8 protein-coding genes are annotated in these 12,250 nt (G+C 73.8%); 5 read left to right on the top strand and 3 right to left on the bottom strand.

Annotated elements, in window-relative coordinates; genetic code table 11:
- Positions 1–16: 16 nt before the first annotated feature.
- The gene (locus tag ACYVK7_RS03265) at positions 17–1,873 is read right to left on the bottom strand and encodes a serine/threonine-protein kinase (RefSeq protein ID WP_460886238.1); all 1,857 of its coding nucleotides are present in this window, start codon (positions 1,871–1,873) and stop codon (positions 17–19) included.
- A 178-nt stretch (positions 1,874–2,051) separates the two neighbouring features.
- Between ACYVK7_RS03265 and ACYVK7_RS03260 the strand changes: the two genes are divergently transcribed.
- The 3 genes from ACYVK7_RS03260 (at position 2,052) to ACYVK7_RS03250 (ending at position 7,392) form a co-directional block, all read left to right on the top strand.
- Positions 2,052–4,007 (top strand): protein kinase domain-containing protein, encoded by a 1,956-nt coding sequence (locus ACYVK7_RS03260; RefSeq protein WP_460886237.1) that lies wholly within the window; start codon positions 2,052–2,054, stop codon positions 4,005–4,007.
- Positions 4,008–4,175: 168 nt separating this feature from the next.
- A complete protein-coding gene (locus ACYVK7_RS03255) occupies positions 4,176–5,696 on the top strand; it encodes a hypothetical protein (protein WP_460886236.1) in 1,521 nt (506 codons plus the stop codon).
- Positions 5,697–5,745: 49 nt separating this feature from the next.
- Positions 5,746–7,392 carry a family 20 glycosylhydrolase gene (locus ACYVK7_RS03250; protein WP_460886235.1) on the top strand — a complete coding sequence of 549 codons (1,647 nt, stop codon included), beginning with the start codon at positions 5,746–5,748 and terminating at the stop codon, positions 7,390–7,392.
- 79 nt (positions 7,393–7,471) lie between these two features.
- On the opposite strand, the gene rsmI is transcribed toward ACYVK7_RS03250, so the two are convergent.
- The gene (gene rsmI / locus ACYVK7_RS03245; protein WP_460886234.1) at positions 7,472–8,347 is read right to left on the bottom strand and encodes a 16S rRNA (cytidine(1402)-2'-O)-methyltransferase; all 876 of its coding nucleotides are present in this window, start codon (positions 8,345–8,347) and stop codon (positions 7,472–7,474) included.
- Positions 8,348–8,380: 33 nt separating this feature from the next.
- Between rsmI and ACYVK7_RS03240 the strand changes: the two genes are divergently transcribed.
- Positions 8,381–10,162 (top strand): dolichyl-phosphate-mannose--protein mannosyltransferase, encoded by a 1,782-nt coding sequence (locus ACYVK7_RS03240; RefSeq protein WP_460886233.1) that lies wholly within the window; start codon positions 8,381–8,383, stop codon positions 10,160–10,162.
- A gap of 57 nt (positions 10,163–10,219) precedes the next feature.
- Here ACYVK7_RS03240 and ACYVK7_RS03235 read toward each other — a convergent pair whose 3' ends face one another.
- A complete protein-coding gene (locus tag ACYVK7_RS03235; RefSeq protein WP_460886232.1) occupies positions 10,220–10,816 on the bottom strand; it encodes an isochorismatase family protein in 597 nt (198 codons plus the stop codon).
- A 310-nt stretch (positions 10,817–11,126) separates the two neighbouring features.
- On the opposite strand from ACYVK7_RS03235, the gene ACYVK7_RS03230 reads away from it, so the two are divergent.
- Positions 11,127–12,188, top strand: coding sequence for a PQQ-dependent sugar dehydrogenase (locus ACYVK7_RS03230; RefSeq protein WP_460886231.1), 1,062 nt, complete (start codon positions 11,127–11,129; stop codon positions 12,186–12,188).
- Positions 12,189–12,250: the final 62 nt, after the last annotated feature.

The raw sequence follows: 12,250 nt of genomic DNA, 5'->3' as shown, positions 1-12,250 counted from the left end.
TCCCGACCTCGCCCGGTCACGACGCCGGGGGCAGCGCGGCGGCCACCGGCTCGGCGATGTCCAGCAGCAGGTCGCAGAGCTCGTCGACCGTCTCGTCGCCACCCGCCCTGAGCTCCAGCCGGACCAGCTCCGCGACGGTCGTGCCGTCACCGTGGACGCTGGGTGCCTCCCGGTTGACGACGGACACCAGGCACGACGTGCTGGACCACGAGTCGCCCTCGTCGACGGTGTCGTGCCCGCTGAGGACGAAGTGCTCGCCGTCGTCCGGCGTGAACGGCTCGTGGTGCTGGAACAGCGCCCGCAGCTCCTTGCCGTCGTCCGCGTACCAGCGGCAGTCCCACTCGGCGAACCCGACCAGCGGATGGGTCGCGTCGACGCCGGGCAGGCGCTCCAGCGGTTCCCCGGCCAGCAGGTCGCAGGCGCTCTGCGTGTAGAGGGAGCTCGGGTCGGGCGTGCGCTCGCGGCGGGGTACCTGGCCGTCGTTGAGCACACCGGTGGCATGGTTGAGCGTGGCGTCGGCGAGCGCGCACAGGTCGTCGACCTCGCCGCTCTGCAGCTCGGCGTCGAGCGACAGGTTGTAGTCGCCGCCGGGCAGGAACAGCTCGCGGGAGCACTCCTCGGGCAGCTCGCTCTCGTCGTTCACCACGGTGACCTTGCCGACCTGCCGGTTCGGCTCGGCGGGTTCCTCCGAGTTCTGCCACATCTTGAGGCTGACCTCGGCCACCGCGCCGTCGTCGTGCGTCACGTAGACGTCGCAGCGGTTCAGCTCGCCGTTGTCGGTGTCGGTTCGGGTCAGGCCGAACGCGCCGAGCGCGTCGGTGTCGAGGAGCGCGCACGGGTCGGCGGTCTCCGGCACGCCGATGATGCCGACGTCGCCCGCGTCCGTGCCCGGTGCGGACGCTCCCGCGCCGGTCAGCTCGCCGCCCCGCGCCTGCCCGCGGTCCACGGCGGACCAGGCGACCAGGGCGAGGGCGACCACCAGCACGCCGGCGGCGCCCGCCGTCGCGAGGGCGCGCCCCCGGCGGCCGAGCGACCGCAGCGGTCCGGGCCGCCCCACCGGCTCCGGCCCGACACCGGCAGACGGGTCGCCCGCCAGGGCGGCCAGCTCCTGCCGCACCTGGCGCAGGCGCGGCCGGTCGGCGGGCTTCCTGGCCAGCATGCGCAGCACCACCGGCGCCATGGCACCGGCGTTCGTGGGCGGTCTGACCTCCTCGGACACCGTCTTCCACAGCAGGGCGTGCGGGTTGTCGTCACCGAACGGCGTGGTGCCCTCGAGCGCGTGGTAGAGCGTGGCGCCGAGCGACCAGACGTCGGCGGCCTCGGTGAACCGCCCGCCCTTGGCCACCTCGGGCGCGAGGTAACCGGGCGTCCCGGTGAGCGCGCCGGTGGCCGTGACGGTCTCCTCGTCGTGCACCGGCCGGGAGATGCCGAAGTCGGCGATCTTCGCGAACCCGTCGTCCGTCACGAGCACGTTGGCCGGCTTGATGTCCCGGTGCAGGATCCGGTGCGCGTGCACCGCCTCGAGCCCGCCCGCGAGCTGGGCGCCGTAGCGAGCGGCCCGCTCGACCGGCACCCGTCCGGACCGGGAGAGGGGGCGGCCGGCCACGTACTCCATGACCACCCACACCTCGCCGCCGTCGTCGACCACGTCGTGCACGGCGACCACGTGGGGATGGGCGATGCGCGCGAGGTACCTGGCCTCGCGCCGGACCCGTTCGGCGCCGTCGTCGTCGTCGCCGTACCGCGTGCGCTTGACCGCCACCGGGCGCTCGTGCACGTTCAGGTCGGCGGCACGCCAGACCTCGCCGTGCCCGCCGGATCCGAGGGGTTCGTCCAGGCGGTAGCGGCCGCCAACGATCTGCCCGGTGTGCACCTGTCGCTCTCTCCCTGTCGACGTCCCTGCTCGTCAGTGCGCTGTGCTGGCACGACGCTAGTGCACCGTGATCTGGGACGACAGGGGGAGGCACACCTCGAGCGGGACCCCTCCCGGACGGGTTGTCCGGTATACCTGTCGCTGACATCTGTCCGGCAACGACGAGCGGAGCTGGTCCGTGAACGCAGGGGACGTCGTCGGGGAGCGTTACCGGCTGGAACGGCGACTTGGTGCGGGCGGCCAGGGGGAGGTCTGGGAGGCCTCCGACCTCAACGTCTTCGAGCAGCGGGTGGCCCTCAAACGGGCACATGCGATCGACGTGGAGGGCGACCGGCGCCTGGAGGCCGAGGCGGAGAAGCTGGCCCGGATCAGGCACCCCAACGTCGTGCGCGTGCACGACGTCGTGCGGGACGGCGACTCCCGCTGGATCGTCATGGAGCTGGTCTCCGGGACGCCGCTCGCTGACGCGGGCCGGGTGTCCGCCCTGGACGCGGCGCGGTACGGCGCGCAGCTCGCGGACGGGCTCGCCGCCGCGCACGCCGAGGGGATCCTGCACCGCGACGTCAAGCCGTCCAACGTGCTGATCACCGACGACCAGGTCGCCAAGCTCGTCGACTTCGGCCTGGCCCGCAGCAAGCACAGCGCGACCACCCTGACCAGTGCCGACGCGATCGCCGGCACGCCGGGCTTCGTCGCACCGGAGGCACTGGACCCCGGGCGGCCCTACACGGCGGCGAGCGAGGTCTTCGCGCTCGGCGCCACGCTGTTCCACGCGGTCGAGGGCACCACGCCGTGGGGCGACGGCAGCGTCACCGAGCTCATCGTGCGGACCAGCACCGAGAAGGTGCGTGCGTCCCGGCGAGCCGGTGGCATGACGGCCGTGCTGGCCCGGATGCTGAGCGGCAACCCGAAGGAGCGGCCGGGGATGACCGCCGCGCGGGACGAGCTGCGCCTGATCGCCGACGGGCACGGCCCGGTGGCCGGCCCCCCGTCCCAGCACCGGCTCCGCATCCTCGTCGCGGGGGCCATCGCGCTGGTGCTGGTCGTGGCGGGGGTGGTGACCGCGCCGCTCCTGGCCGACGGGCAGCCCGAGGCCGCGGCGTCGGCCGGCGCGTCGCCGTCGGCCACCCCGTCCAGGACGAGCGGCCCCAAGGCGTCCCGGCGGCCGTCCCCCGAACCGTCCGCCGAGAAGATCTCCGAGCCCAAGGCGGCCCCGGTCCCCGAGCAGCAGGCGACCGCCCGGCCGACGGCGGACGCCGAGCCGGCCACGGAGACCGAGACACGGCCTGCGCTGACCCAGCGTGGGTTCGCGGGCGGTGAGAAGTCCGCTGACCCCTGCGGGCTGCTCGGCGCGCGGACGCTGGAGGGCTTCGGCGGCACGCGCCTCGACACCGACAACGACGTCTTCAACCAGTGCGAGGCGATCGTGACCGACGGCGGTACCGAGTCGGCCGTCAAGCTCACGCTCTACCGGGCCGGCGACGACCTGTCGGGCGATCGCGGCACGGTGCACGGCCTGCCGGTCTACCGGGACGACCACGAGCTCCCGGAGTCGTGCGACCGGGATCTCGTCGCCGGTGACTACCGGGTGGCGATCGACGCCATGCGGCGGGACGGCGACACCGACCTGTGCGGCATGGCGGAGGCCGCGGTCCGCCGCGCCGCCGCGCTGGTCAGCGACGAGCGGGTCCCGAGCCGTGGCGCCGCGCGGGCCGGCTCGTTCATCGGCCTCGACGCGTGCGCCCTGCCGGGGGCCGACGCGCTGCGGGCCGCGCTCACCGTGGACGACCTGCCGTCGGGCCGGTCGGCATACGGGGCGTGGGACTGCGTGTGGGACGGCGACGACAGCCGGGAGGTGCGTCTCTTCTTCCAGCGCGACGAACCGCTCGGGTCCGACGACGGCGAGCGGGTGACCTACTCGGGACACCCGGTGTTCCTCCAGGGTGACCGTTGGGAGGAGGGCTGCCTGGTCAGTGTCGTCGGCCACCAGGGGGCGAGCCCGGACGGCGACGGCCAGGTGGCGGAGCTCCTCCGGGTGCACGTGACGGACGACGGCGAGGCGGGCAGCGACGAGATCTGCGAGGACACGGAGGCCGTGGCGCGTTCGGTCGCGGAGGCGCTGCCCGCCGGCTGACCCGCGGGCCGCCCCTGACCGGCGGCGGGCCGGGGTTTCCACTTCGTCGCCGAGTGGGAGACAATATGGCTCGTGGCTATCCGGAACGCCCGATTCGTCCCACACCATCGTTCTGCCTCCGCAGCGGCACTTCTCGCGGCGGCTGCCCTCGTCCTCGCCGGCTGTACCGTGCCGACGGCTGAGGGCGTCGACGGCAAGACCGGCGAGAACTTCCAGGTCCGTGAACCGTCCGGACCGGCACTGGTGCTCGACTCGACGGACCCGGCGGAGCTCGCCCTCACGGCGAGCCAGGCGTTCTTCCACGCCTCCCCGGTCGCCGTGCTGGCCTCGGCCGACGACGAGGACGCGCGCTCGACGGCCGCGGCCACCGGAGCCGCGGTCACCGCCCCCGTGCTGCTCACCGACGGTGGTGTGTCGGACAGCAACATCGTCGCCGAGCTCGAACGGCTCGGGACGAGCAGCGTCGTCGTCATCGGTGACGAGGCGGCGGTCGCCGAGGTGGGGGCCGCGGCGGGCGAGACGGACGTGGTCGGCTTCGACCCGGGCGCGCTGAGCGCTGCCGCCGAGGCGGCGGCCTCGGGCGGACGCGGCGGCGGTGACAAGAAGGAGGCGGAGGCCAAGGTCGAGATGCCGACCGCCGACCGCCTCGACGCGACCGACGTGGACCGCCTGCGCACGGAGATCCCCGACATCGCGGACCCCCGCCTGCTCCAGGAGGTCCTCGTGGCGGTGGACCCGAAGCTGGGGCAGGAGGCGGCGATCGGCACGGCCCTCGCGGCGGGCGCCGTACCCGTCGAGGTGCCGGGCGGCAGCGTCGCGGCCGACCCGGAGACCGTCGAGACGATCCGTACCCTCAAGCCGCTCGGCGTGGTGGGGATCGGCGACGGCTTCGGCTCGGCGGAGAACCTGGGCTGGCAGGTGAACGTGGCGACGTCGGGCGCGACGCTGCCCGACGGCTCGCTCCGGCTGTTCCCCGGCCGGTACGTGTCGACGTCGTACGCGGTGCCCGTCGGTGTGGCCGACCCGGGCGCCGACGCCGCCCGCGCTGTGGACGCCGCCTCGTTCAACGGCGAGATGCTCGGTGGTGCGCCGCTGGTCACGGTGACGGCGAGCCTGCGGTCCACCGAGGCGGGGGAGGACGGCGACTACGTCGCCGAACAGCCGCTGGAGACGATCACACCTGCGGTCGAGGCGATCCGCGAGGCCGGGCAGCTCGTGCTGCTCGACGTCGCACCCGGCAACCAGCCGCTGGTCGAGCAGCTCGACGACCTCGAGCCGCTGCTGTCGCAGCCGGGCGTCGGCCTGTCCGTGCACCCGGAGTTCCGGGTGGCTGGCAACGGGGCCGAGACGGGGTCGGTACCCGTGGCGGAGCTGCAGGCCGTGGTGGACCGGCTCGCCAGGATCGCGACGGAGAAGGGCCTCCCGCAGATCATGCTGGAGGTGCACCAGTCCACGGCGGCGTCCGTCGTGGACCGGGCGGAGCTGCGGGCCCCGCCGCAGGTAGCGGTGATCTTCACCGCCGCGGGCCCGGCCGCCGGCCAGGCCACGGCGAGCGGGGTCTGGGCCGACGTGGCCGAAGGGATCCCCGCGCACACGTTCCTCGGCTGGTCCGCGCCGAGCGAGGTTCCGGCGGACCCGACGAGCATCATGCCGACCGAACCGCTCCTCGGCCTGGTCTCCGCTGGCTGAACCTGCCAAACTGCGGGCAACCATCGCGAGCGAAGGGGCCCTAACAATCGTGAGCACCGTGAGCACCGGCGCGGCCGTCGTCGCCGACGTCGTCATCCCTGCACCTGTCGAGCTCGAGCGAGCGGAGGGGGTGCTGGACCTCAGGACCATCACCCTCGAGGCGCCCGACGGCGTGCTCGCGCGCCTTGCCGCCGAGCTGCTCGCCACCGCGGGGGTGTCCGTGCTGCCGGCGCCCCCGGGCCCCCACGCCTCCGCGCGGAGCGGCGACCCCGACGGCGGCGGCCCCGTACCGGTCGTCCTGACCACGGACGCCGCCGCCGGCCCTGTCGGCTCCACGAGTCCCGAGCGCTACACCCTGACCGTGGCCGTCGACGGCGTGACCGTCGCGGCGCCCGAGCGCGTGGGGCTGCTGCACGGTGTGCGGACGCTGCGCCAGCTCGTCAACGCGGGCCGGCACGGCGGCGACCCGGCGGACGGCGGGGACGCGGCGGACGGCGGGGACGCGGCCGGACCGCTCGAGGTGGGCGCAGTGGTCGTCCGGGACGAGCCCCGCTACCCGTGGCGCGGGCTCTCGTTGGACGTGGTGCGCCACTGGTTCGGGCCGGCGGACCTCCGGGCCGTCGTGGACCTGGTGGGCTCGTACAAGATGAACCGCCTGCACCTGCACCTGAGCGACGACCAGGGCTGGCGCCTGGAGATCCCCTCGCGGCCCGCGCTGACGGAGAAGTCGTCGCAGGGTGCGGTGGACGGCGCCGGCGGCGGGTTCCTCAGCGCCGCCGACTACCGCGAGCTGCAGGAGTACGCGGCCGAGCGGGAGATCGTCGTCGTCCCCGAGATCGACGTGCCCGGGCACGTCAACGCGGCGACCCACGCCTACGGCGAGCTCATGCCGTCGGGCGAGCCGACCGACACCTACGACGGCATCGAGGTGGGCTTCTCCAAGCTGCACATCGACCTGCCTGCCACCGAGCCCTTCCTCCGGGACGTGTTCACCGACGTGGCACGCATGACCCTGGGGCCGTGGGTGCACTTCGGCGGTGACGAGGTGCTGGTGATGCAGCCGGAGGAGTTCGGCCGCTTCGTGGTGCTGTGCCAGGAGATCATCGCCGGTGCGGGCAAGACGCCCGTCGCCTGGCAGGAGGCAGCGGGCTCCGCGCACGGCGACCAGGCGGCGGTGGCGGCGCTGGGCGGCGGTGCGGCGGCGGACGGTGGTGCGGCTGCGGACGGCGGGGCTCCCGAGCTCGTCCGACCCGGCACCGTGCTGCAGTACTGGGACACCCGGCCGGACCCGGCACCGTTCCTGGCCGCCGCGCAGGCGGGCGCCTCGTTCGTGATGTCGCCGGCCACGCGGGCCTACCTCGACATGAAGTACACGCCAGAGCATCCGCTGGGCCAGCAGTGGGCGGCGTTCGTCGAGCTGCACGACTCCTACGACTGGGACCCGGCGACGCTCATCGAAGGGCTGCCCGAGTCGGCGATCGAGGGTGTCTCGGCGGCGGTCTGGACCGAGACCCTGCAGAGCCGCGACGACCTCTTCTCGATGCTGTTGCCCCGGCTCGCCGCGGTGGCGGAGACTGCCTGGTCGCTGCCGGGCAACAAGGACTGGGAGTCGTTCCGGACCCGGGTGCCGATCGAGGCGGCCGCCTGGCGCCGCGACGGCGCCCGGTACCACCCCACCCCGCAGATCGACTGGTGACCTGTCAGATCCCCCGCACGTGTCGGGCACACAGGTCGCCGGAGTGACCCACGCTTCTGACACGTGCGGGAGGACCTGACTACTTGGCGGGGCGGGCCGCGAGGGCCGCCGCGTACAGGTCCCGCTTCGGGACGCCGGCGACCTCCGCGACCTCCGCCACCGCGGCCTTGAGCCGCTCTCCCGCGGCGACCCGCTCCAGGACCTCGCCGACGACGTCCTCCACGCCGGTCCGCACCGCGGGCGCCCCGCTCACGACGACGCAGATCTCGCCGCGGAGCTGTGCGGCGGCGGCCCGCTCCGCGAGGTCGGCGAGCGGGCCGCGCAGCACCTCCTCGTAGGTCTTGGTGAGCTCGCGCGCGACAGCCGCAGGCCGGGTCCGCCCGAACGCGTCAGCCATGGCGCCGAGCGTCTCCGCGATCCGGTGCGGGGCCTCGAAGAACACCATGGTGCGTGGCTCGGCGGCCAGCGCGGAGAGCGTCCTCGCGCGGTCGCCCGCCTTGCGGGGCACGAAGCCCTCGAACGTGAACCGGTCGGTCGGCAGGCCGGAGAGTGCCAGCGCCGTCAGCACCGCGCTCGGCCCGGGCGCCGCGGTGACCCGCAGGTCGCGCTCGATGGCACGCTCGACGACGCGGTACCCCGGGTCGGAAACGGACGGCATCCCGGCGTCGGTCACGACCACCACGGTGCCGCCGCCGGCGACCACGTCGAGCAGCTCGTCCGCCCGGGCCGTCTCGTTGTGCTCGTGGTAGCTCGTGACCCTGCCGCGCACCTCGACGCCGAGCCGCCCGGCCAGACCGTGCAGCCGGCGGGTGTCCTCCGCCGCCACGACGTCGGCCTGGGCCAGCAGCCGGATCAGCCGGGGTGAGGCGTCCTCCGAGTTGCCGATCGGGGTGGCGGCCAGGACGAGGGAGCCGGCCTCGGGCGGGGGCCCGGGAACCGGGGACGGGTCGGTCATGAACCACAGGGTCCCACGCTCTATGCTGGCCCGGTGTCTGAGCAGCCTGACGCCACAGGAGCGCACTTCGCCGGAGCGCGACAGGCTCTGCCCGGAACGTACGGCGCTCACGTGCGCCGGGAGGCAGTGGGCGGTCAGATGACGCCCACGGGGTCGTTCCCCGCCGTCGCCCGGCCGCAGCGGCCCGAGCCCCCGGTGCGCGACCGGCTGCTGCGCGACCTGCTCGGCGAGCGCCGGCTCGCGCTCGGGCGCAGGGTGTCGGACCGGCTCTGGGGCCTGTTCGGCGCGCTGCTGGTGACGGCGGTCGCCGCGGGCGCGCGGCTGTGGGAGCTGGGCCGCCCGGGCAAGCTGGTCTTCGACGAGACGTACTACGTCAAGGAGGGCTGGTCGCTGGCCAGCCTCGGCTTCGAGGCGGCCTGGCCGGAGGAGCCCAACCCGGCGTTCGAGGCCGGCGACGTCAGCTCGTACAAGACCGACGAGGCCGAGTACGTGGTGCACCCGCCCGTCGGCAAGTGGATGATCGCGGCGGGGATGCGTCTGATGGGCGGCGCCGAGGACCCGATGGCGTGGCGGATCGCCAGCGCGGTGATCGGCGTCCTCGCGGTGCTGCTGATGGTGCGGATCGCGCGGCGCCTGTTCTCGTCCACCCTGCTGGGTCTGGTCGCCGGCCTGCTGCTCGCGGTCGACGGCGAGGCGATCGTGCACTCGCGCACCGGGCTGCTGGACCAGTTCCTGATGTTCTGGGTGCTCGTCGCGTTCGGCTGCCTGGTCCTGGACCGCGAGTGGGCCCGACGGCGCCTCGCGGACCGGGTGGCGCAGATCGTCGAGGCGGGTGGCGCGATCGGCAAGTACGGTCCGCGCCTCGGGTTCCGCGGGTGGCGGCTCGCGGCGGCGGTGTCGCTGGGCCTCGCGTGCGGCGTCAAGTGGTCGGGTCTCTATTTCGTGGCGGCGTTCTGCGTACTCACCGTCGTCTGGGACATGACGGCGCGCCGCACCGCCGGCGTCGAGCGCTGGTGGGAGGACGCGCTGGTGGTCGACGCGGTGCCTGCGGCGCTCGTCATGCTGCCGACGGTGGCCGCCGTGTACGTGGCGTCGTGGTCCGCCTGGTTCGCGCACCCCAAGTCGTACCTGCGGGACTGGGCCGTGGTGAACGGGGTGGCGCCGCCGGGCTGGTGGCCGGACTGGGGCTGGGCGCTGGGCGCGTGGGAGGCCGGGCGGTCGCTGGGGGAGTACCACCGCATGATGTGGGACTTCCACACCGGCCTGGACTCGGACCACAACTACGCGTCGCACCCGCTGGGGTGGATCGTGCAGTGGCGGCCGACGTCGTTCTACTGGGACAAGTACGCGCCCGGTGAGGGTCCCTGCCCGGCCGATGCCGCTGGTGACTGCGCGACGGCGGTCACGTCGCTCGGCAACCCGCTGCTGTGGTGGCTGGCTGCCCTGGCGATCCCCGTGGTCCTGGTGCTCGCGATCCGGTTCCGGGACTGGCGTGGCGCCGCCGCCCTGACCGGGATCGCGGCCGGCTGGCTGCCCTGGTTCCAGTACTCCTGGCCCCTGGCGGACCGGACCATCTTCACGTTCTACACGATCGTCTTCACGCCGTTCGTGGTACTGACGCTCGTGTACCTGCTGGCCGTCGGGTTGGAGCGGACGTCGCGCCGGAGCGGCGACCGGCGGATCGTGTGCTGGCTGGGTGCCCTGGTCGTGCTGCTGATCGTGGGCGTGAGCGTGCTGTACTACCCGATCTGGACGGCCATGCCCGTGCCGTACGAGTACTGGCAGCGGCTGATGCTGCTGCCGAGCTGGATCTGACCAGACGCCGACGTGTCAGACGTACAGGTCACCCGGGTGACCTGTACGTCTGACACGTCAGAGCGTCGAGGAGTCGCGGAGCTCCACGCCGGCCGCCGTCAGCTCCTTGTGCGCCAGCGCACCCTGCTCCGGCGAGACGGGGATCGTCAGGTCGGTGAGCACCCGGGCCGCCAGGCCCTCGCGGCGGGCGTCGAGCGCGGTGTGCTTGACGCAGTGCGACTCCACGAGGCCCACGACGTCGACCTCGGTCACCCCGGCCTCGGACAGGATCGTCGAGAGGCTGCGGCCGTGCTCGTCCGCGCCGTCGAAGCCCGAGTACCCGTGCGAGTACTGGCCCTTCTTGAGCTGGAAGTCGGGTTCGAGGCCGGCCAGCGCCGGGTGCAGCTCGGCGTTGGGGGTGCCCGCGATGCCGTGCGGCGGCCACGAGTCCACGAAGTCCGGGTTGTCGCTGAAGTGCTCACCCGGATCGATGTGCCAGTCCTGGGTGGTCAGCACCGTCGTGTACCGGTCACGGTGTTCGGCGGCATAGGCGGCCACGCGGCGCGCTATCTCGTTCGCGCCCTCCGTGGCGAGCTCGCCGCCCTCGCAGAACGTGGGCTGCACATCGACGACGACGAGGGCCCGCCGGGGCGCCGCTGGCTGGACAACACTCATGCCCCCACTCTGCCACGGGTGCCGACGCCCGAGTGGTCGGTAGTTCGTCACATGATCGGCCGCTCGGATTGCCGATCATGTGACGAACTACCGACCGCGCGGGGCCGCGCGGTGCTTGGATGGGTGGGTGGACGGGATACGTGCTCGGCGCCTGGTGGGGATCGTCGTCGCAGGGGTGGTGCTCTCGGGGTGCACCGGGTCGGTCGAGCCCGGGGTCGTTTCGCCGAGCGCCTCGGGGAGCTCTACCGCCTCGGGAAGTCCCACCGCCTCGGGCGGGGCGCCGACCGGCGATGACCCCTGGGACGGCCCGGTGACGGCCGACGTCGAGGTCGTGGCACAGGAGCTGGCGGTCCCGTGGGGCATGGCCGCGCTGCCCGGCGACCGGTTCCTCGTCACGATGCGTGACGACGCGACGCTCGCCGTGGTGCACCCGAGCGGCGACGTGGAGCCGGTGACCGGGGCAGGCTCGCAGCAGCTCGCCGACCAGACCGTCGCCGGCGGCGAGGGCGGGCTCCTGGGGGTGGCCGTGGACCGGGAGGACACCGGGCCGCTGTTCACCGTCTTCCTGTACCGCACCGGGGAGCAGGACAACGCCGTGCTGCGCGCCGAGCTGGACCTCGACGACATGGTGCTGGGCGACCTCACGACGATCCTGGACGGCATCCCCCGCTCCTCCAACCACAACGGCGGCCGGATCGCGCTCGGCCCCGACGGGTTCCTGTACGCCGCCACGGGCGACGCCGGAGACACCGCCACCGCGCAGGACCCGGCGTCGCTGGGCGGCAAGATCCTGCGTGTCACGGACGACGGCGAGCCGGCACCCGGGAACCCCGACCCCGGCTCGCCCGTGTGGTCCATGGGGCACCGCAACGTGCAGGGCCTGGGCTGGGACCCGAGCGGGCGGATGTTCGCCGGCGAGTTCGGGCAGGACCACCTCGACGAGCTCAACGTGATCGAGCCCGGCGGCAACTACGGCTGGCCGGACGTCGAGGGCCCTGGCGAGGGCGCTGACGACCAGGACGGGTTCACCGACCCGGTCGCGTGGTGGCCCACGTCGGAGGCCTCGCCGTCGGGCATCGCCGTCACCGACGAGGCCGTGTACCTGGCGTCGCTGCGGGGCGAGCGCCTGTGGCGCGTGCCGCTGCTCGGGGACCCGTCCGCCGTGGCGGACGGCGAGAGCCCGGGGTTCGGGGAGCCACAGGCGCTGCTGGAGGGCGAGTTCGGCCGGCTCAGGGCGGTCCACGCGGCGGGCGACGGTGAGCTGTACGTGCTCACGAACAACACGGACGGCCGGGGGCAGCCGATGACGGAGGACGGTCGGCCGGTCGACGACCGGCTGCTGCGGATCCGGCTGACGCCGCCGGGGGAGTGACGTCGCCGAGTGACGTCGGCGGAAGCGGCTCGGGCCGCGCCGCACAGTTGCAGACGACTAGG

The sequence above is a fragment of the Promicromonospora xylanilytica genome, from assembly GCF_054782895.1.
This window is presented reverse-complemented; position numbering and strand designations above follow the sequence as displayed.